Below are 19,816 nucleotides of genomic sequence, written 5' to 3' on the forward strand. Positions count from 1 at the left end.
TCAGCGGGCATGACCGGTTGTACGCGACGGGATGGACCCGCGCGTGACCGTGAGTGAGGAGGGAACAGCGGTGACCGAGGGGACCGGCCTGCGCGCCGGGGACGTGCCCGACGACCTGACCGCCGCCGAGGCCGGAATGTGGCAGGCGTTCCGCAACGGCAGCGGCTACGACCTGAGCAGCGGGGACGGCATCGTCGACGATCCCCACGGCGGGCATCCCTGGGGGCCGGAGCGCAGCGTGCGGGCCCGCATCATCGCCTGGCTGCTGCTCGACGGGCCGCCCGCGCTGGCGGGCCGGGTGTCGTCCCTGAAACTGGCCGGGATGCGGATCACCGGCAGCCTCGACCTGGCGGGCGGCACGGTCACGCCGTACGTCGAGATGAAGGGCTGCCGGTTCGAGCGGGACGTCCTGCTGCCGGAGGCCCGGTTCACGACCGTGCGGCTGGTGGACTGCTCGGTGCCGCGCCTGGAGGCGGCCCGCGTGCACACGGAGGGCGATCTGCATCTGCCGCGCTGCCGGTTCCACAACGGGGTCCGGCTGACCGACGCGCAGATCGGCACGGACCTGCTGCTCAACCAGGCCGTCGTCTACCGGGACCGTACGGGCCGCTCGATAGCCGCGGACGGCCTGAGCGTCGGGCAGGACCTCCAGGCGGAGTTGCTGGAGTCGCACGGCGAGCTGAGCCTGCGCAGCGCCCAGGTCGGCGTGTCGCTGAGCCTGCGCGGCGCGCGGCTGGCCAACCCGTACACCCGCCTCGCCCTGAACGCGCCCCAGCTGACCGTGGAACGCACCCTGTACCTGACCCCGGCCGGCCTGGGCAACCCGCTGCTGAGCGGCACCACACCGGCCCGCGGCACCCGGATCCAGCGCTTCGAGTGCCAGGGCGGGGTGCGGCTCGACGACGGGCGGTTCGGGGACGCGGTCGACCTGGAGCGGGCCCGGTTCGTCTTCACCGACGAGCAGGAGCTGTCGCTGCGCCGGGTGCAGACGCCCGAGCTGCGCTTCCTCGGGGAGCGGCCGGAGCACGGCAAGGTGGTGCTGTCGGGGGCGCGGGTGGTCACCCTGGTGGACCGGGCGAGCAGCTGGCCGGGACCGGGCAAACTGCACATGGGCGGCTTCGGCTACGAGACCCTGGTGCCGCGGGGACCGTTCCCGCTGACCCGACGCCTGGAGTGGGTCGCGGCGGCGACCGCCGAGTACAACCCGGAGCCGTACGAGCGGCTGGCCGCGGTGCTGCGCGGCGCCGGCGAGGACGAGGACGCGCGCGAGGTGCTGCTCGCCAAGCAGCGCAGGCGCCGGGAGACGCTGCCGCTGGCCGGCAAGCTGTGGGGGTACGCCCAGGACTGGACGGTCGCCTACGGGTACCGGCCGGGCCGGGCCGCCGTGTGGATGGCGGTGCTGTGGGCGGCGGGCGCGTTCGCCTTCGCGCACACCACCCTGGAGCCGATGAACTCGGACGGGCATCCCGGCTGGAGCCCGGCCCTGTTCGCCCTCGACCTGCTGCTGCCGGTGATCGACCTGGGCCAGGCGAGCCAGTGGCAGCTGCACGGCGGCTGGCAGTGGCTGGCCGCGGCGATGGTCCTGCTGGGCTGGATCCTGGCGACCACGGTGGCCGCGGGGGCGACCCGGTTGCTCAGACGCGGGTAGCTCCGCGGGTTCGGCCGCGACAGGCCGTCGGTCGGCTGCGGGTGCGTCGTGGCTGGTCGCGCCCGCGCGGCGGAGCCGCATGGTGATACGGCCCCGCGCCCCTTAGGCGCCGGTGTGCACAAGAAGGGCGCAACCGTCACCTTTTACCCTCACTTGACCAGGAGACCTACAACTTTCCGTGGGTTGCGTGAAGTCCCTGGCGCCGCCCGAACCTGCGGACTTTCAATGGTCGACACCATGGCTCTGCTGCGCGCGCTGCTCCGTTCCGCACGGAGGTCCCGAACCGCCTCGCGCCACGGCGACGCACCGCCGGCCGACGACGAGGTGCTGCTCGACGCGCCCGACGAGCGGCTGGCCCCCGCGCTGGTCGCGGCCGGCCGGGGCGAGTACCGGCCCGCGGCGAAGCTGCTCGCCACCACCCGCGGCACGGCCCAGTGGGAGGACCGCGACCGCTACGTACGGCGTCTGGCCGCCTTCGCCCGCTCCCGCGCCGAGTGGGCCGAGGAGTGGCACGCCGGCGCCCCCGGCGACCCGGACGCCCTGCTGCTGCGCGCCCAGCTCGCGGTGGACCGGTGCTGGGCCTCCCCGGCGCGGGCCGAGCTGCTGCACGGGGTGAGCCCGCTCGTCGCCGCCACCACCGAGGCCGATCCCCGCGACCCGGTGCCGTGGCGGATCGCGCTGGACCACGCGCGCGGCACCCGCGCCGGGCACACCGGTTTCGAGCGCCTGTGGACGGAGGCGGTCCGCCGCTCCCCGCACCACTACGGCTGTCATGTGGCCGCCCTGCGCTACCTCGCCGCCACCTGGCACGGCTCGCACGGGGAATGCCTCGACTTCGCCGAGTCCGCCGCCCAGGACGCACCGCCCGGCGCGCTCGTCCAGGCGCTCCCCGCGCACGCGGCCCTCACCTGCCTGGGCCCGGGCGCCGGAGCGCCCCCGGAGCGCCTGGACGCCGCCGCCGACCGGGCGGTCGCGCTCTCCGCCCGGTACCCCGCGGCCGACCCTTGGCCGGCCGAGGTGCGCAACCTCCTGGCGTACGTCCTGGTGTGCCTGGACCGCAGGGCGGACGCCCTGGAGCAGTTCCGCCTGACCGGCCCGTACGTCACGTCCTTCCCCTGGGACCGGGTGTCCGACGACCCGCTGGGGCTCTTTCTGCGACTGCGTGAGGAGCTTTCGACGGGGGCCGGCCGACCCACCAGGGACGGGCTGATCCCCTCTCCCCGGCGGCCCCGCGGCGGGTCCCCGACGGCCACGGAGTGAGCACGGCGGACACGCCGCCGCCGGTGACCATTAGGCTGTGACGCCGTGACCACCGTCCGTCTTCCCCTCTTCCCGCTGAACTCGGTACTGTTCCCGGGGCTGGTGCTGCCCCTGAACATCTTCGAGGAGCGCTATCGCGCCATGATGCGCGAGCTGCTGAAGACCGCCGAGGACGAGCCGCGCCGGTTCGCCGTCGTGACGATCCGCGACGGCCACGAGGTGGCGCCCAGCGCACCGGGCATGCCGGACCCCACGGCGGTGCCCGAGCGCGGCCCGGCCGCCGGTTTCGGCGCCGACCCGCTCCGGGCCTTCCACGGCGTGGGCTGTGTGGCGGACGCCGCGACGATCCGGGAACGCTCGGGCGGCACCTTCGAGGTGCTCGCGACCGGGACGCGGCGGGTGCGGCTGCTGTCGGTGGACGCGTCGGGGCCGTTTCTGACCGCCGAGCTGGAGGAGCTGCCGGAGGTGCCGGGCGACGGCGCGGGCACCCTGGCGGAGGGGGTGCTGCGGGCGTTCCGGCAGTACCAGAAGCGGCTGGCGGGGGCCCGGGAGCGGTCCTTGTCGACGGGCTCCGACCTCCCCGACGAACCGTCGGTGGTCTCCTACCTCGTGGCGGCGGCGATGATGCTGGACACCCCGACGAAGCAGCGTCTGCTCCAGGCACCGGACACCGCCTCCCGGCTGCGGGACGAGCTGAAACTCCTTCGCGCGGAGACGGCCATCATCCGTAATCTGCCGTCCTTGCCGGCGTCGGACCTGACGCGCGGCCCGACCAGTCTGAACTGAGCCCCGAAAGCCGATGGCGAAGAAGTCGAAGAAGCAGCAGGGCGGCACCCCAGCCACGGTGGCGCTCACCGCCGCGGGCGTGGCCTTCACGGTCCACTCCTACGAGCACGACCCGGCCCATCCCTCCTACGGTGAGGAGGCGGCCGAGGCGATGGGCGTCTCCCCCGACCGCGTCTTCAAGACGCTGGTCGCGGACGTCGACGGCGCGCTGACCGTGGCGGTGGTGCCGGTGGCGGGCTCCCTCGACCTCAAGGCCCTGGCGTCGGCGGTGGGCGGCAAGCGCGCGGCCATGGCCGACCCGGCGCTGGCCGAACGCACCACGGGCTACGTGCGCGGCGGCATCTCCCCGCTCGGCCAGCGCAAGACGCTCCGTACGGTCCTCGACGAGTCGGCGTCCGTCCACGCCACGATCTGTGTCTCGGCGGGCCGCCGCGGCCTGGAGGTCGAGCTGTCCCCCGACGACCTGGCCGCGCTCACCGATGCGGTCCGCGCGCCCATCGGGCGTGCGTGACCCCTCGACGGACGTCGTCTCCTCGGTTAAGCAGAGGGGACATGTCGAAGAAGACCCGGAAACGCAAGTGGCGCACCAAGAAGCGCCGAGCAAACCACAAAAGCCGCCCGGCATAGCCCGCACGTACTCTCTCGCTGAACCGCCCCGGGGCGCACGGACGGGTACGGGAGACCGGACCGGCGGGCGCTGCACAAGCGGATGCGGGCAGCCGAACCGACCGAAACTGCACGGGCCGGGTCCGGCAACTGAACCAGGGCCACGCACCGCACCGACCCGGGTCGCACGGGCGGATACGGGCGCCCCGACCCGGGCCACGCACCGCGCCGACCCGGGTCGCACGGGCGGATACGGGCGCCCCGACCCGGGCCACGCACCGGGCCGACCCCGGCTGCACGACCCGCGCGGGCAGCCGAAACCGCCGACGACCACCGGCAAGGGCACAACCGACCCGGAGCGTCGCCGACCCGCCACCACGGCACCCGTCATCGACCACACGCCAGGCCGGACGCGGTCCGTGGGTGGATGTCGCCGCCCACGCCGAACCCGGTGTGGCCTCACCGTTCAAGCGCCCGGCAGGCGTGTCATCGGTGTGCCCGAACGGCGCGTCCAGGGCTGCCCCAGGCCAGTCCTAGGCCGGAGGGGTCGCGTACGGTGCGTGGTAGGGGTCGGGGTCGCGGGGGCCGAACAGCGCTGTCAGGGCGAGGTGCACCACCAGCGCGGCCACGGGCCACGCGAGCAGCACCCCCCACGCGCCCAGCTTCAGCGGGGCCGAGAAGGACACGCCCTTGCCGACGGCCTTCGCGTGGGCGATCACGTCCTGGGTGGGTCCGAGCCACACGCCGAGCCGCCACGCCAGCAGCGAGCCGAGCAGCCCGCCGACGGCCAGCCCCGCCACGAGCGGTATACCGCCGCGCCGCCGCACCAGGAAGACGACGACCGCGCTGACCGCGCCGAAGGCCAGGGCGAGCAGCGTGAACGTGCCGTCGACGCCGATCGCCTGCTCCCCCTCGCTGTCCTTCAGGTAGACCACCCAGTTCTTGCCCACATGGTCCCCGACCAGCGGCACATGAGGGGCCAGCCGCCACCACAGCAGGCCGAGCAGCGCCCCGCAGAGCGCCACGGCAACGGTGACCACCACACCCTCGCGCACTTCGGACTTCATTCCGGGACCGTCCTGTTCGTACGCGCCGCCCACCGCACCGTCAGGCGGCGCCTGCCAGGCCTGGTGCGGGGACTGGTCGTGTGGCGGCGGAGGCGGAGTCAGCGGTGCGGTCACTCTGACATCGTGCCAGGCCGGGCTGTGCGGCGCGTCATCGGACGGCGGCCCGGCGGTAGGCCCAGGTGGCCGCGGCCAGCGAAATCACCCCGACTCCGGCGCAGACTCCCAGGTCAGCGAGGACGAGGGCCCAGTCGGGGCGGTCCCCGAAGGTCCGCGCATAGGCCTCGACGCCGTAGGTGGACGGCAGCAGATCGCGGGCCAGCCGGATGATCTCCGGCATCCGGTCCGGCGGCAGCACGCCCAGCAGCAGCGCCGCCGACATGCCCAACTGCCCGAGGAGGGTGGCCAGTTCGGGGCGCGGCGCGAGCAGTCCGCAGGCCGCGCCGAGCCCGGCGAGCGCGGCTCCGGCGAGCGGGATCACCGCGAGCAGGACCCACAGGTTCGTCAGCGGCAGTCCGAACAGCAGACAACCGAACACGGCGGTCACCAGGGTCCCCGGCACGGTGAAGGACGCGTACGCGGCCGCCGCGCCCAGCACCACCGCCGCGGGCGGCACCGGCAGCGTGGCGTAGTGGTCGAGCCCACCGCTGGCCCGCAGCTGCCCGAAGTACTGGGCGAGCAGGTTGAGCGCCACATAGGCGACGACCACGATCGACGAACCGGCCACCACGGACTGCGCCTCGCCGCGGGTGTCCACCACCCCGCGCATCATGATCATGATGCCGACCGACTGGAAGGTCGCGACGAACAGCAGCGGGATCCGCGCCACCCGGGCCCGGGACAGCTGCGCCCGGTAGACGGCCATCAGCGACGGCCACAGCCGCGCGCGCGGTCCGAGCCGGGCCGGGCCACCGGCCGTGTCCGCCACGGCCGGGGCACGGCCCGCCGGCACCTTCACGGGTGTGACGCTCACGTCGTGCTGCTCCTCTTCCCTACGACCCCTACGACGCCTCCGACGCCTCCGACGCCCGGGTCCCCCACGGCGGCCGGGCCGCCCCACGGGGACCGTACGGACGCGAGGGCCCCGGCGCTCATCGTGCGCACCACGCTCCTCGGGGTCCCGGTCATGCCTTCACCAGTCCCTGCCGCGCGGCGCCGCCCAGTGCCAGGTACACGTCCTCCAGGCTGGGCGTGGCGAGTGTGAAGTCGTCCAGGGCGGCGAACGCGGCCCCGCCGGTCACCGTGGCGACGACCGCCCGGGCCTCCTCGGGCCCCAGCCGCAGCGTCCAGCGGCGGCCGGACTCCACGGCCTGCTCCCGCAGCACGGCGACCTCGGGCACCTCCAGCGGCGCCCGCTCCCGCCACACCAGCTCGACCCGCACCTCGCCGGCCACCCGCTCCTTGAGCCCGGCGGGACTGTCGCAGGCGATGACCCGGCCCCGGTCGAGGACGGCGACCCGGTCGAGGACGGTCTCGGCCTCGATGACGTTGTGGGTGACCAGCAGCACGGTCGTGCCGTGCTCGGCGCGCCGCCGGTCGACGGCCGCCCACACCGCGCGCCGGGCCACCGGGTCCATGCCGGTGGTCGGCTCGTCGAGGACGAGCAGCGGGCGTTCGCCGACCAGCGCGGCGGCGAAGCAGGCGAGCCGCCGCTGCCCGCCGGACAGCTTCTTCAGGGCGCGCCCGGCGATCGGCGCGAGCCCCAGTTCGTCCAGTACGGCGTCCCGCTCGGCGCGGGCCTGCCGTACGTCGAGGCCGCGCAGCCGCCCGGTGGTCTCAGCGGCGAGGGACACGGTCAGCTCGTCGAGGGCGGTGGACTGCTGGCCGAGGTAGGCGAGGATGCGGGCGGCCCGCTCGGGGTGGCGCACGATGTCGTGGCCGAGGATCTCGACGCTGCCGTGGTCCGGCCTGAGCAGTCCGGTCACCTGCCGCACCAGGGTGGACTTGCCGGCCCCGTTCGGCCCGAGCAGTCCGAAGATCTCGCCGCGCCGGACGTCCAGTTCCACCTCGTCGGTGGCCCGTACCTCGGGCGTCCCGGCGGCGCCGCGCCGTCCGCGTACCGCCGGATAGGTCTTGGTCAGTCCGCGCACCGCGCACACGAGGTCATCGGGGTGCCGAAGTGCCTGTGCCGCGCGCGTCCTCACAAGGGACGAGCCTAAGGGGTGCGCGGGGCCCGCTCTCCGTTGGGGGCCGTCGGCTCGGCCCGCTCCCCGCCGGGACCGTGCTCGGCGGCGGTCCGGACGTCGATCTCCCGCCAGAACCCCGCCCGGATGGCGTAACGGTCGTGCTCGTCGATCTGGTCGTCCTTGTGGGCGAGGAGCCCGAAGCGGGCCGCGTACCTGAGCAGCTCGCCGTCGATGCGGTGCGGGACCCGCGGGTACATGCCGGACAGCTTCTGCAGATGGCCCGGGTCCCCGAGGCGGGACATCCAGCGCCGGGCGAAGACCTGCCCGACCTCGTAGGGGTCGCCGCCGACCGTCGTGATGTCCTCCTCACGGTCGGCCCAGCGCTGCTCGGCCGTGGTCAGCTGGGCCAGCGTCGGCATGGAGGCGGCGTCGGGGGACTCGGCCGGGGCGCCGGGGCGGTCCACCCAGCCCTTGTCGGAGGACCAGCGCAGGGTCGCGGTCGCGGGGTGCTGGACGGGCTGGGCGCCGGGGGCGCGCAGCGCGGCGAGGTCCTTGGGGGTGGGTACGCCCTTGGGCGCGGGCACCCGCTCGGGCTCGCCGTCCTGCGCCGTCCCGGCCGCCGGGGCGCGCTCGGCGTCCTCGGCGGCGGACGGTTCGGCGGCGGTGAGCGCGGACTCGGGCAGCGGCGCGGAGAGGATCGCGGCGATCTCGGGCCGGGGCGCGGGCGGCGGTGCGCAGATGCCGGTGAGTTCCTTGGCGCGTACGGCCTTGGTGATCCACGTACGGTCGAGGACGCGCCGCTCGTCGGCCTCGGCGACCAGGTCCTCGGACTGGTTGTAGTCGCCGTCGGCGGCCTGTACGGCCCACAGATGGACGGCGACGCCGTGCTCCTTGGCGGCCATCATGCCCGGCAGCAGGTCGCCGTCGCCGGTGACCAGGACGATGTCGGAGCAGGCGCGGTTGCGGGCCAGTTCGGTCAGCTCGGCGTGCATGGCCGCGTCCACGCCCTTCTGCGCCCAGCGTCCGTCGCTGCGGGTCAGGGCGCCGAGCCGGACGGTGACGCGGGGCATCACGCGCAGCCGGCGGTGTTCGGGCTGCGGGACCCGGTCGGGGGCGCCGTCGAACCAGTAGATGCGCAGCAACGGCCGTTCCGTGTCGGCCTCGGCGCGTTCGCGCAGCGCCTGGATGAGCGCGGCGTGGTCGACGGTGATGCGGGAGCGGGAGGGCTCGCCGGCGAGGAGACTGGCGGCGGCCCCCAGCAGATACCCAGCGTCCACCAGGACGACGCAGCGGTCCACGCGACTCACCCTCTTCCCGGGAGGTTTGCTTCGGGCTGTGCTTCGAGTCTGCCCGACCACGCGGGGGTTAACGGTTCGAACTCGATCTTCGGCGTGGCGTATCCAAGTTGTTTGTCCTGACCTACCCTGTCACGCACGGTAATTATCCGAAATGCGACTGTTGCCAGCCTATGTGAATCTGATGGCGGCCCTGACCCCTAGTTCCCCAGGAGGCAGATCACCATGGCCAAGAACAAGAACCGCAAGCAGGCCGGCCCGCAGAACCGCGCCGCGCAGGCCGAGCAGGCCCAGCAGCAGTCGCCGCGGACGACGACGGAGTCCCACGAGGCGTCGATGGCGCACACCCAGGGCGGTCCGGCGGATGGTGCCCGTAAGCAGAAGAAGAGCTTCGGCCACAACTGACGCTCGCCGGTTCGGACTCGCACGGCCCGACGGGGCCGCGAGACCCAGGCACACGAGGGGCGCACCCCGCGCGGGTGCGCCCCTCGCGGCTGGTGCGGGCCGCCGGGCCCGGTGCGGGTCCGCCGCGGCGGACCGCGCCGCGGGATGTCAGCCGGCCAGGCAGGACGGACCGAGCAGCACCTTCAAGTCGCCGAACAGCGCCGGATCCGGCTTCACCCGGTGCCGGTCGAGGCGCAGCACCGTCGTCTTGCGCGGGCCCTGGAGCTTGATCCGGACCTCGCTGTCGCCCCGGTGGTGACTGAGGATCTCGCCGAGGCGGCTGATCATCGGCGGGGTCACCTTGAGCGCCGGGATGGTGAGCACCACGGGCGCGTTGGTGCCCGCGTTGGACAGGTCCGGGACCATCAGCTCCATCGCGACGAGCCGCGGCACGTCCTCGCGCTTGTCGAGGCGGCCCTTGACGAACACCACGGCGTCCTCGACAAGTTGGGTCGACACCAGCTGGTACGTGGCCGGGAAGAACATGCACTCGATGGAGCCCGCGAGATCCTCCACCGTGGCGATCGCCCAGGCGTTGCCCTGCTTGGTCATCTTGCGCTGCAGGCCCGAGATGATGCCGCCGATGGTGACGACGGCGCCGTCCGCGTGCTCGCCTCCGGTGAGCTGGGCGATGCCCGCGTCGGCCTTGTCGGACAGCACATGCTCCAGGCCGAAGAGCGGGTGGTCTGAGACATACAGACCGAGCATCTCCCGCTCCTGGGCGAGCAGATAGGTCTTTTCCCACTCGTCGGTGGTGAACTCCACGTCGAGGCCGAAGCCGGGCTCGCTGCCGGTGTCCTCGCCCATCCCGCCGAAGAGGTCGAACTGGCCCTCGGCCTCCTTGCGTTTGACCGCGACCACGTTGTCGATCATCGGCTCGTACTGCGCGGTGAGGCCCTTGCGGGTGTGGCCCATCGTGTCGAAGGCGCCCGCCTTGATGAGCGATTCCGTGGTGCGCTTGTTGCACACCACCGCGTCGACCTTGTCGAGATAGTCGGGGAAGGAGGCGTACTTCCCCTTGGCCTTGCGGCACTTGATGATCGACTCGACCACGTTCGTGCCGACGTTGCGCACCGCGGAGAGGCCGAAGAGGATCACGTCGTCGCCCTGCGCGGCGAAGTTCGACTCGGACTCGTTGACGTTCGGCGGGAGCACCTTGATGCCCATGCGGCGGCACTCGTTGAGGTAGACCGCCGACTTGTCCTTGTCGTCCTTGACGGAGGTCAGCAGCCCGGCCATGTACTCGGCCGGGTAGTTCGCCTTCAGATACGCGGTCCAGTACGACACCAGTCCGTACGCGGCCGAGTGCGCCTTGTTGAACGCGTAGCCGGCGAACGGGACCAGCACGTCCCACAGGGCCTGGATGGCCTCGTCGCTGTAGTCGTTCTTACGGGCGCCGGCCTGGAAGATGGTGAAGTTCTTCGCCAGTTCCTCGGGCTTCTTCTTGCCCATGACGCGGCGGAGGATGTCGGCCTCGCCGAGCGAGTAGCCCGCGATGATCTGGGCGGCCTTCTGCACCTGCTCCTGGTAGACGATCAGGCCGTAGGTGACGTCCAGGACCTCCTTGAGCGGTTCCTCGAGCTCCGGGTGGATCGGCGTGATCTCCTGCTGGCCGTTCTTGCGCAGCGCGTAGTTGGTGTGCGAGTTCATGCCCATCGGGCCCGGCCGGTACAGGGCGGACACGGCGGAGATGTCTTCGAAGTTGTCCGGCTTCATCAGGCGCAGCAGCGAGCGCATCGGGCCGCCGTCGAACTGGAAGACACCGAGAGTGTCGCCGCGCTGGAGCAGGTCGAAGGTCGTCGGGTCGTCGAGCGGAAGGCCGAGGAGGTCGATGTCGACGCCCTTGTTGGCCTTCACCATCTTGACGGCGTCGTCCATGATCGTGAGGTTGCGCAGGCCCAGGAAGTCCATCTTCAGCAGGCCGAGCGACTCACAGCTCGGGTAGTCCCACTGTGTGATGGTCACGCCGTCCGTGTGCCGCACCCACACCGGGACGTGCTCGGTGATGGTCTCGCTGGACATGATCACGCCGGCGGCGTGCACGCCCATCTGCCGCACCAGGCCCTCCACACCGCGCGCGGTGTCGATGACCTTCTTCACGTCCGGCTCGTTCTCGTACATCCCGCGGACCTCGCCCGCTTCCGAGTAGCGGGGGTGCTGCGAGTCGGTGATGCCGGACAGCGGGATGCCCTTGCCGAGGACGTCCGCGGGCATGGCCTTGGTGATCCGGTCGCCCATCGCGTACGGATAGCCGAGCACGCGCGCGGAGTCCTTGATCGCGTTCTTGGCCTTGATGGTGCCGTAGGTGCCGATCATGGCGACCTTGTCGGCGCCGTACTTCTCCGTCACGTACCTGATCACCTCGACGCGCCGACGCTCGTCGAAGTCGATGTCGACGTCGGGCATCGAGATGCGCTCGGGGTTGAGGAACCGCTCGAAGATCAGGCCGTGCGGGATCGGGTCGAGGTCGGTGATGCCCATGGCGTAGGCGACGATGGACCCGGCCGCGGAGCCGCGGCCGGGACCGACGGCGATGCCGTTGTTCTTGGCCCACATGATGAAGTCGGCGACCACGAGGAAGTAGCCGGGGAAGCCCATCGAGATGATGGTGTCCATCTCGTACTCGGCCTGCTTCTGGCGGTCCTCGGGGATGCCCCCCGGGAAGCGGCGCTCCATGCCGCGGCGGACCTCCTCCTTGAACCAGGTGACCTCGGTGTAGCCCTCGGGGATGTCGAACTTGGGCATGAGGTCGCGCTTTTCGAACATGCCCGTGGTGTCGATCTGCTCGGCCACCAGCAGGGTGTTGCGGCAGCCCTCCTGCCAGGCGTCCGAGGAGTCGATGGCGTACATCTCGTCCGTGGACTTCAGGTAGTAGCCCGTGCCGTCGAACTTGAAGCGGTCGGGGTCGGAGAGGTTCTTGCCGGTCTGGATGCACAGCAGCGCGTCATGGGCGGTCGCCTCCTGCGCGTACGTGTAGTGCGAGTCGTTGGTGACCAGCGGGGGGATGCCGAGCTTCTTGCCGATCTCCAGGAGGCCGTCGCGGACCCGGCGCTCGATGTCGATCCCGTGGTCCATCAGCTCCAGGAAGTAGCGGTCCTTGCCGAAGATCTCCTGGTACTCGGCGGCCGACTTCAGTGCCTCGTCGTACTGGCCGAGGCGCAGCCGGGTCTGTAGTTCGCCGGACGGACAGCCGGTGGAGGCGATCAGGCCCTCCGACCACTGGGCGATGGTCTCCTTGTCCATGCGGGGCCACTTCTGCAGCCAGCCCTCGGCGTACGCGTCGGAGGACAGCCGGAAGAGGTTGTGCAGGCCCGTCCTGTTGGCCGCCCAGATCGTCTTGTGGGTGTAACCGCCGGAGCCGGAGACGTCGTCCCGCTTCTGGTGCGGCTGGCCCCACTGGATCTTGCGCTTGTTGCGCCGTGACTCCGGGGCGACGTACGCCTCGATGCCGATGATCGGGGTGACCCCGGCCTTCTTAGCGGAGTGGAAGAAGTCGTACGCCCCGTGGAGGTTGCCGTGGTCGGACATGGCGATATGGGTCATGCCCATCTCGTTGCAGGCGTTGAACATGTCCTTGAGCCGCGCGGCACCGTCCAGCAGCGAGTACTGGGTGTGGACGTGCAGGTGCGTGAAGGGCGGCTTCGACACGGTTTCGGCCTCCAAAGGAAACAATCGTCGACGATCTTCCGATCGTCTGCGGACGGTCCGGGGGGACAGCGTCGAAGTCTATGCCTCGGCACTGACACCCGGCGGGCTCCCCCGCGTACCTTCATCCCGAGAGGACGGGCACTCCCCCGACCCGTCGCACGTTGCCGGGAGGGAGGAAGATCCGCCCCCCATGTCACGCACCATCCGCATCAGGAGGCACCCAGCGATGTCGGTCCCCCAGCTCAACGACGAGCAGCGCGGCGAGGAGATCCTCGCCGTCTTCGACACCGCCTTCGGCGAGCTGCTGGCCGCCGACCCGGCCGCGTTCCGCGTGAAGTTCCGGAAGATGGCGGCCTCGGCGTTCGCGTTCTACCGGGGCACCGCGTGCCTCTTCTACCACGACCTCGACGCCGAGCAGGCCGAGCGGGGTGCCGGCCGGATACTCGCCGGACCGTACCTGGACGAGCGCACCTCGCGCGTGTGGATCCACGGCGACCTGCACGCGGAGAACTTCGGCACCTACATGGACTCCAACGGCCGCCTGGTCTTCAACGTCAACGACTTCGACGAGGCGTACGTCGGCCCGTTCACCTGGGACCTGAAGCGCTTCTCCGCCTCCATCGCCCTCATCGGGTACGCGAAGGCGCTCGGCGACGAGCAGATCACCGACCTGGTCTCCGTGTACGCGTCCGCCTACCGCGAGCGCGTCCACGCCCTGGCCACCGGCGCCAAGCGCGACGAGGTGCCGCCCTTCACGCTGGACACGGCGCAGGGTCCGTTGCTCGACGCGCTGCGTGACGCGCGCTCGCTGACCCGCTTCGGGCTGCTGGACTCCATGACCGAGATCCGCGACTTCGAGCGCCGCTTCGCGCCCGGCGGCGGCTCCATCGAGCTGGACGCGGCGACCCGCTACAAGGTGCTCGCCGCCTTCGACGGCTATCTGGAGACACTGCCGGAGTCGTCGCTGGAGCGCCCGGACTCCTACCGCGTGAAGGACGTCGTGGGGCGGCGCGGCATCGGCATCGGCTCGGCCGGGCTGCCGTCGTACAACATCCTCCTGGAGGGCAACAGCGACGCCCTGGAGAACGATGTCGTGATCTACATCAAGCAGGCCCAGACCCCGGCCGTCTCCCGGCATGTGACCGACCCGGCGATCCGCGACTACTTCCAGCACGAGGGCCATCGCACGGTGATCTCCCAGCGTGCCCTGCAGGCGCACGCCGACCCGTGGCTGGGCTGGACCGAGCTGGACGGCGCGGGCCAGCTGGTCGCCGAGGTCTCGCCGTACGCCGTGGACCTGGACTGGGGCGACATCGACGACCTGGAGGAGATCGCCTCCGTCGTCGCCGACCTGGGCCGGGCCACCGCGACGATGCACGCCGCGGCGGACGACACCTCCGGCGAGTCCCTGGTGCCGTTCTCCACGGAGCGGGCCATCGACGCGGCGATCGCGGCCGACGAGGACGGCTTCCCGGCCCTGCTGACCGACTTCGCCCACCGCTACGGCGCACGCGCGCGTGCCGACCACCAGATCTTCGTCGACCTGTTCCGCAACGGCCGGATTCGTGGGCTGTGATCCATGGGACTCACAGGCACCCTTTAGGGGTCTCCTACATGAGTACGTGACAGACTCTCCACCGCTATGGACATATCCGGGACCCAGCTCAGAGCCGTGCGCGCGGCGCTGTTCACGGCCTTCGTCGTGACGCTCAGCACCGCGTCGCACGTGCTGCTGTCCCAGGTCCCGCTGCCGCTGCCGACGGTGGCCGCGGTCGCCGCCGGGATCTTCGTCACCGCGTACGCCCTGGCGGGCCGCGAACGCGGTTTCGGCCATATCGCGGCCCTGCTGATTCCGCTGGAGCTGGCCGCCGACACGGTCTTCACCACCGGCCAGCACGCCTGCTACGGCCGGGCCGGCGGCCCGGTCGCCGGCCCGCTGCGCGCGGTGGGGCTGGACGTGCTGTGCCAGGGCGGCGCCGTGGGCGCCCCGCTGGCCCAGGTGACCGGCGGCCCCGGCCGCCCCGCCTCCGCGCTGCTCGCGCACGCCGACCCGGCCGCCTCCTGGCTGCTGCTCGCCGCGCATGTCTGCGTGGGGCTCCTGGCGGCCTGCTGGCTGCGCCGCGGCGAGCGGGCGCTGGCGCAACTGCTGCGCGCGGTCGCCGCCACCACGTTCCGGCCGCTGCTGCTGGCGGTGGCCGCGGTGGCGGTGGTGGTGCGGCGCGTTCCGGCGCGCCGGCTGCCGCGCCCCGCGCCGCGGGCGGCCGCCGCCCGCGACCGGCTTCTCGTGCACTCCCTGGGACGGCGTGGACCGCCGTGCTCGTGCCGCCCGGCCCCGTCGGGCTCTTCGGCCTTCGCCTGAGCGAGGCCGTCGGCCCGTCGCGACGGACCGGACACAGCTGAGCACCAGAAGTCCCCCCTACTACGTATCCCGCGCACGACATGTGCGCGTCCCACATGGAGATCACCAATATGAGCAAGCGGAACAGCCAGGCGGCGAAGACAGCGGCCCGGGAGCGGCTGCGCGAGGAACGCGAGCGGCAGGCCAAGCGCGCCAAGGTCAGGCGGCAACTCGTCGTGGCCTGCTCGGTGGTGGCCGTACTCGCCGCCGCCGGCGGCATAGGCTGGGCCGTCGTCCAGGCCAACAAGCCCAGCCACTGGGAGGCCCAGAAGGACGACAAGGTCGTCGCCCCGGCCAACACCACCGGTACCGACGGCACCACCGTGGAGATCGGCAAGAGCAGCGCGAAGAAGACCCTCAAGGTCTTCGAGGACCCGCGCTGCCCGGTCTGCGCCCAGTTCGAGCAGACCGTCGGTCCGATCCTGAAGAAGGACGTCGACGACGGCAAGTTCAAGATCCAGTACATCGGCGGCACATTCCTCGACGGCGACTCGCTGGGCAAGGGCAAGGTCGGCAGCAACGGCGAGGGCTCCAAGAACGCGATGAGCGCCATGGGTGCCGCGCTGAACGTCAGCCCGGAGGCGTTCCTCGACTACAAGGCGGCTCTCTACTCGGCGAAGTGGCACCCGCAGGAGACCGACGACAAGTTCAAGAGCGACGACTACCTCATCAAGGTCGCGGACACCGTGCCGGCGCTGAAGGGCAACACCAAGTTCCAGGACGCGGTGAAGAGCGGCACCTACGACGCCTGGGCCCTCGCCATGTCGAAGGCCTTCGACACCAACAAGGACGGCGTGACGGGCACCCCTAGCTTCGTCATGGACGGCAAGATCCTCACCGCTGACAGCCAGGGCAACCCGCCCATGACGGTGGACGACTTCAACCGGGTGGTGGACGCGGCCCTCAAGGGCTGACACCCGGATCCCGCGCCCGGATCTGGCGCCCGGATCTGGCGCCCGGATCTGGCGCCCGGATCTGGCGCCGGGATGAAGAGCGGGCGAACTTCCCCATGTTCGCCCGCTCTCGTTCGTACCGATCAGTAACCTGATCGGTCGTGACCAGACGATACAGAGCACCCGAGGGCACCAACTCCCCCTCGCCACGCCGCCGTACGGTCGTCAAGGCCGCCGCGGCCACCGCCGGCGCGGCCATAACCGCCGCGCCGCTCGCCGCGGCGCTGCCCGCCTGGGCCGCCGCGCAGGCCCCCGCCTTCCTGCACGGCGTCGCCTCCGGCGACCCTCTGCCCGACGGCATCCTGCTGTGGACCCGGGTGACCCCGGGCGACGATGCCGTCCCCGGCTCCGGCATCGGCCCGGACACCGAGGTCAGCTGGGTCGTCGCCCGGGACAAGGCCCTGCTGGACGTCGTCGCCCGGGGCTCCACGACCGCGACGGCAGCGGCCGACCACACCGTCAAGGCCGACATCCGCGGCCTCCGGCCGGGCACGGACTACTGGTTCCGCTTCTCGGCCGGCGGCGCCGACTCCCCGGTGGCGCGCACCCGCACCGCGCCGGCGGCGGACGCGACCGTCACGGGCCTGCGCTTCGGCGTGGTCTCCTGCGCCAACTGGGAGGCCGGCCACTTCGCCGCGTACCGCCACCTCGCGGCGCGCGGCGACCTGGACGCCTGGCTGCACCTCGGCGACTACATCTACGAGTACGGGTCCGGCGACTACGGGACCCGCGGCAGGGTCGTCCGCCCGCACACGCCCACGCACGAGATCACCACGCTCGCCGACTACCGTGCCCGGCACGGCGCGTACAAGACCGACCCCGATCTGCGGGCCCTGCACCAGCGAGCGCCGGTCATCGCGATCTGGGACGACCACGAGTTCGCCAACGACGCCTGGTCCGGCGGCGCCGAGAACCACACCGAGGGCGCCGAGGGCACCTGGAGCATCCGCCAGGCGGCCGCCCGGCAGGCCTACTTCGAGTGGATGCCGGTGCGCCCGGCCACCGAGGGCACCACCTACCGCCGGCTGCGCTTCGGCAGGCTCGCCGACCTGTCCCTGCTCGATCTGCGCTCCTTCCGCTCGCAGCAGGTGTCCACGGGCAGCGGTTCGGTGGACGACCCGGACCGTACGATCACCGGCCGCGCGCAACTCGACTGGCTGAAGGCCGGGTTGAAGGCGTCCGACACCACCTGGCGGCTGGTCGGCAACTCGGTGATGATCGCGCCGTTCACGATCGGTTCGCTGACCGCCGACCTGCTCGGGCCGCTCGCCAAGCTGCTCGGGCTGCCCCAGGAAGGGCTCGCCCTCAACACCGACCAGTGGGACGGCTATACCGACGACCGCCGCGAACTCCTCGCCCATCTACGCTCGAACGCGATCCGCAACACCGTCTTCCTCACCGGCGACATCCACATGGCCTGGGCCAACGACGTGCCCGTGGACGCCGGGACCTACCCGCTGTCGCCGTCGGCCGCCACCGAGTTCGTGGTCACCTCAGTCACCTCCGACAATCTCGACGACATCGTGAAAGTCCCCGAGGGCACCGTCTCGGCGATCGCCGCGCCGATCATCCGCGCGGCCAACCGGCACGTCCACTGGGTCGACACCGACCGCCACGGCTACGGCGTGCTGGACCTCACCGCCGACCGCGCGCAGATGGACTACTACACCCTGTCCGACCGCACCGCCGCGGACGCGACCTCCTCCTGGGCGCGCTCGTACCGCACGCGCAACGGCACCCAGAAGGTCGAGCGCGCCTACGACCCGGTGTAGCCGGGGACTACAGAGCGTCGAGGAAGCCGAGTGCCACCCGCCAGGTGGCCTCGGCCGCCTCCTCGTCGTAGTCCGGCAGCCCGGGGTCGGTGTACAGATGGCCGGCCCCGGCGTACCGGTACACCTCGACGTCCGCGCCTGCCCTGCCCATCTGCAGATACCAGGCGCTCAGCCAGTCGTCCGTCTCGAACGGGTCCGGCTCGGCCACATGCAGCTGGACCGGCAGGCCGTCCACGGAGACGCCCGGCGCGAGGTCCGACGTGCCGTGCAGGAGCAGCAGACCGCGCGCCTTCTCGTCGCCGAGGGCCAGGGTCTGCGCGAGGGAGGCTCCGAGCGAGAACCCGGCGTACACCAGTCCGCGCTCCGAGTAGGGGGCCGCCGCCAGCACGGCCCGCTTCAGCAGCTCCTCCTTGCCGATCTCGTCCTTGCAGGCCATGCCCTCCTCGACCGTCTCGAACGTGCGCCCCGCGAAGAGGTCCGGCGTCCACACCTCGTGCCCGGCGGCCCGCAACCGGTCGGCCGCGGCGCGCACCGCCGGTCTGAGGCCATAGGCCGAGTGAAAGAGCATGATGTTCATGCCGCCATCGTGCCAGCCGGGTACGACAGCGCCACACGGTCTGATCCCTCCCGTCACCGATCCGCAGGTTCAGGGCGGCCGGGGCCGGTTACGTTTTCAGGCATGGAAAACGTGCTCCGCCCCCTGATCGTGGTCGGTGGCTGTGTCCTTCTGACCCTGCTCATCGGCTGGGCCACGGACCTGCTGCTGCGCAAGGCCGACGCACGGCACCACGAGACCCCGCTGTGGGGCCTGCTGCGGCGCGGCCGGATCCCGTACCAGCTGCTGCTGGCCGCTGCCCTGCTCAGGGGCTCCTACGAGCCGGCCCGCCTGCTGCCTGACCACAGGGTCGCCGTGGGCAGGACGCTGACGCTGGTGCTGATCGGGTCGGCGGCCTGGCTGGTGGTGCGGATCGCGGCGGCGATCGTCGAGACCTCCTACTCCCGCTACGCCCGCGTGCACCGCGATCCGGCCCGGGTCCGGCGAGTGCGCACACAGGTGTCGCTGATCATGCGCGTGGTGGCCGCCGTGGTCGGCGTGATGGCCGCGGCGGCGATGCTGCTGACGTTCCCGGCGATGCGCGCGGCCGGCGCCTCGCTGCTGGCCTCGGCCGGCATCCTCGGCATCGTCGCCGGTGTCGCCGCCCAGTCCACGCTGGCCAATCTGTTCGCGGGGCTGCAGATCGCGTTCGGCGACATGGTGCGGCTCGGCGACGTGGTGGTCGTGGACGGCGAGTGGGGCACGGTCGAGGAGATCACGCTGACCTTCCTGACCGTGCGGACCTGGGACGAGCGCCGGATCACCATGCCGGTGTCGTACTTCACCTCCAAACCGTTCGAGAACTGGTCGCGCGGCACCCCGCAGATGACCGGCATCGTCTACTGGCACCTGGACCACTCGGCGCCGCTGGAGGCGATGCGGGAGAAGCTGCGCGACATCCTGCGCGAGTGCCCGGCCTGGGACGGCCGCGCGTGCAACCTCGCGGTCACCGACGCGACGCCGAACACCATTCAGGTCCGTGCCCTGGTGACCGCCAAGGACTCGGACGACGTGTGGACGGTCCGGGTCACGGTGCGCGAGCAGATGATCCGCTGGCTGGGCGCGGAGCACCCGTACGCGCTGCCCCGGGTGAACACCGCGGACGCGGTGCAACCGCCGGGCGGCATCCCCGCCCAGGACGGCCCGGCAGCACGGCGGGCGCACGGGCCGCCACGGACGGACCGGGGGTGACCTGGCCGGCCGGCGGCCGCGCCGGGTCGG

The 19,816-nt window shown here is 71.9% G+C and carries 15 protein-coding genes and 1 pseudogene; 10 read left to right on the top strand and 6 right to left on the bottom strand.

Annotation, left to right across the window (positions count from 1 at the left end; genetic code table 11):
* Window positions 1-70: 70 nt before the first annotated feature.
* The 4 genes and pseudogenes from ABT245_RS20405 to ybaK all read left to right on the top strand — a co-directional run bounded on the left by ABT245_RS20405 (window position 71) and on the right by ybaK (window position 4,205).
* Window positions 71-1,648: an oxidoreductase gene (locus ABT245_RS20405; protein ID WP_351735480.1), complete on the top strand. Its 1,578-nt coding sequence runs from the start codon at window positions 71-73 to the stop codon at window positions 1,646-1,648.
* 225 nt (window positions 1,649-1,873) lie between these two features.
* Window positions 1,874-2,942, top strand: a pseudogene (locus ABT245_RS20410) (hypothetical protein).
* 11 nt (window positions 2,943-2,953) lie between these two features.
* Entirely contained in the window at window positions 2,954-3,694 is a 741-nt protein-coding gene (locus ABT245_RS20415; protein WP_351735482.1) for an LON peptidase substrate-binding domain-containing protein, read from the top strand.
* Window positions 3,695-3,707: 13 nt separating this feature from the next.
* Entirely contained in the window at window positions 3,708-4,205 is a 498-nt protein-coding gene (ybaK, locus tag ABT245_RS20420; protein ID WP_351735484.1) for a Cys-tRNA(Pro) deacylase, read from the top strand.
* A gap of 628 nt (window positions 4,206-4,833) precedes the next feature.
* Here the strand turns inward: ybaK and ABT245_RS20425 are convergent.
* The 4 genes from ABT245_RS20425 to ABT245_RS20440 form a co-directional block, all read right to left on the bottom strand.
* Window positions 4,834-5,481: an AAA family ATPase gene (locus tag ABT245_RS20425; protein WP_351735486.1), complete on the bottom strand. Its 648-nt coding sequence runs from the start codon at window positions 5,479-5,481 to the stop codon at window positions 4,834-4,836.
* Between the two features lie 34 nt (window positions 5,482-5,515).
* The gene (locus tag ABT245_RS20430; protein WP_351735488.1) at window positions 5,516-6,337 is read right to left on the bottom strand and encodes an ABC transporter permease; all 822 of its coding nucleotides are present in this window, start codon (window positions 6,335-6,337) and stop codon (window positions 5,516-5,518) included.
* 151 nt (window positions 6,338-6,488) lie between these two features.
* Window positions 6,489-7,463 (bottom strand): ABC transporter ATP-binding protein, encoded by a 975-nt coding sequence (locus ABT245_RS20435; protein ID WP_351735559.1) that lies wholly within the window; start codon window positions 7,461-7,463, stop codon window positions 6,489-6,491.
* 56 nt (window positions 7,464-7,519) lie between these two features.
* Window positions 7,520-8,788, bottom strand: coding sequence for an NYN domain-containing protein (locus ABT245_RS20440; RefSeq protein WP_351735490.1), 1,269 nt, complete (start codon window positions 8,786-8,788; stop codon window positions 7,520-7,522).
* 222 nt (window positions 8,789-9,010) lie between these two features.
* On the opposite strand from ABT245_RS20440, the gene ABT245_RS20445 reads away from it, so the two are divergent.
* Complete coding sequence (locus tag ABT245_RS20445) at window positions 9,011-9,190, top strand: hypothetical protein (protein ID WP_351735492.1); 180 nt, start codon at window positions 9,011-9,013, stop codon at window positions 9,188-9,190.
* 147 nt (window positions 9,191-9,337) lie between these two features.
* Here ABT245_RS20445 and dnaE read toward each other — a convergent pair whose 3' ends face one another.
* Window positions 9,338-12,877, bottom strand: coding sequence for a DNA polymerase III subunit alpha (dnaE, locus tag ABT245_RS20450; protein WP_351735494.1), 3,540 nt, complete (start codon window positions 12,875-12,877; stop codon window positions 9,338-9,340).
* A 226-nt stretch (window positions 12,878-13,103) separates the two neighbouring features.
* Here dnaE and ABT245_RS20455 point away from each other — a divergent pair, with 226 nt between their 5' ends.
* The 4 genes from ABT245_RS20455 to ABT245_RS20470 all read left to right on the top strand — a co-directional run bounded on the left by ABT245_RS20455 (window position 13,104) and on the right by ABT245_RS20470 (window position 18,000).
* Complete coding sequence (locus ABT245_RS20455; RefSeq protein ID WP_351735496.1) at window positions 13,104-14,453, top strand: DUF2252 domain-containing protein; 1,350 nt, start codon at window positions 13,104-13,106, stop codon at window positions 14,451-14,453.
* A gap of 66 nt (window positions 14,454-14,519) precedes the next feature.
* Window positions 14,520-15,236 (top strand): hypothetical protein, encoded by a 717-nt coding sequence (locus ABT245_RS20460; RefSeq protein WP_351735497.1) that lies wholly within the window; start codon window positions 14,520-14,522, stop codon window positions 15,234-15,236.
* A gap of 110 nt (window positions 15,237-15,346) precedes the next feature.
* Window positions 15,347-16,189: a DsbA family protein gene (locus tag ABT245_RS20465; RefSeq protein WP_351735499.1), complete on the top strand. Its 843-nt coding sequence runs from the start codon at window positions 15,347-15,349 to the stop codon at window positions 16,187-16,189.
* Between the two features lie 140 nt (window positions 16,190-16,329).
* On the top strand, window positions 16,330-18,000 hold the full coding sequence (locus ABT245_RS20470; RefSeq protein WP_351735501.1) for an alkaline phosphatase D family protein: 1,671 nt from the start codon (window positions 16,330-16,332) through the stop codon (window positions 17,998-18,000).
* A gap of 7 nt (window positions 18,001-18,007) precedes the next feature.
* Here ABT245_RS20470 and ABT245_RS20475 read toward each other — a convergent pair whose 3' ends face one another.
* Window positions 18,008-18,577 (bottom strand): dienelactone hydrolase family protein, encoded by a 570-nt coding sequence (locus tag ABT245_RS20475; protein WP_351735503.1) that lies wholly within the window; start codon window positions 18,575-18,577, stop codon window positions 18,008-18,010.
* A gap of 102 nt (window positions 18,578-18,679) precedes the next feature.
* Here ABT245_RS20475 and ABT245_RS20480 point away from each other — a divergent pair, with 102 nt between their 5' ends.
* Window positions 18,680-19,786, top strand: a complete 1,107-nt coding sequence (locus ABT245_RS20480; RefSeq protein WP_351735505.1) for a mechanosensitive ion channel family protein — start codon at window positions 18,680-18,682, stop codon at window positions 19,784-19,786.
* Window positions 19,787-19,816: the final 30 nt, after the last annotated feature.

This window comes from Streptomyces sp. NPDC001508 (assembly GCF_040298665.1).
Taxonomy (GTDB): Bacteria; Actinomycetota; Actinomycetes; order Streptomycetales; family Streptomycetaceae; genus Streptomyces.

Coding starts and splice junctions, on each gene's coding strand:
- ybaK (WP_351735484.1), top strand. CDS start 3,708: ATGGCGAAGAAGTCGAAGAAGCAGCAGGGCGGCACCCCAGCCACGGTG.
- ABT245_RS20445 (WP_351735492.1), top strand. CDS start 9,011: ATGGCCAAGAACAAGAACCGCAAGCAGGCCGGCCCGCAGAACCGCGCC.
- ABT245_RS20455 (WP_351735496.1), top strand. CDS start 13,104: ATGTCGGTCCCCCAGCTCAACGACGAGCAGCGCGGCGAGGAGATCCTC.
- ABT245_RS20460 (WP_351735497.1), top strand. CDS start 14,520: ATGGACATATCCGGGACCCAGCTCAGAGCCGTGCGCGCGGCGCTGTTC.
- ABT245_RS20465 (WP_351735499.1), top strand. CDS start 15,347: ATGAGCAAGCGGAACAGCCAGGCGGCGAAGACAGCGGCCCGGGAGCGG.
- ABT245_RS20475 (WP_351735503.1), bottom strand. CDS start 18,577: ATGAACATCATGCTCTTTCACTCGGCCTATGGCCTCAGACCGGCGGTG.
- ABT245_RS20480 (WP_351735505.1), top strand. CDS start 18,680: ATGGAAAACGTGCTCCGCCCCCTGATCGTGGTCGGTGGCTGTGTCCTT.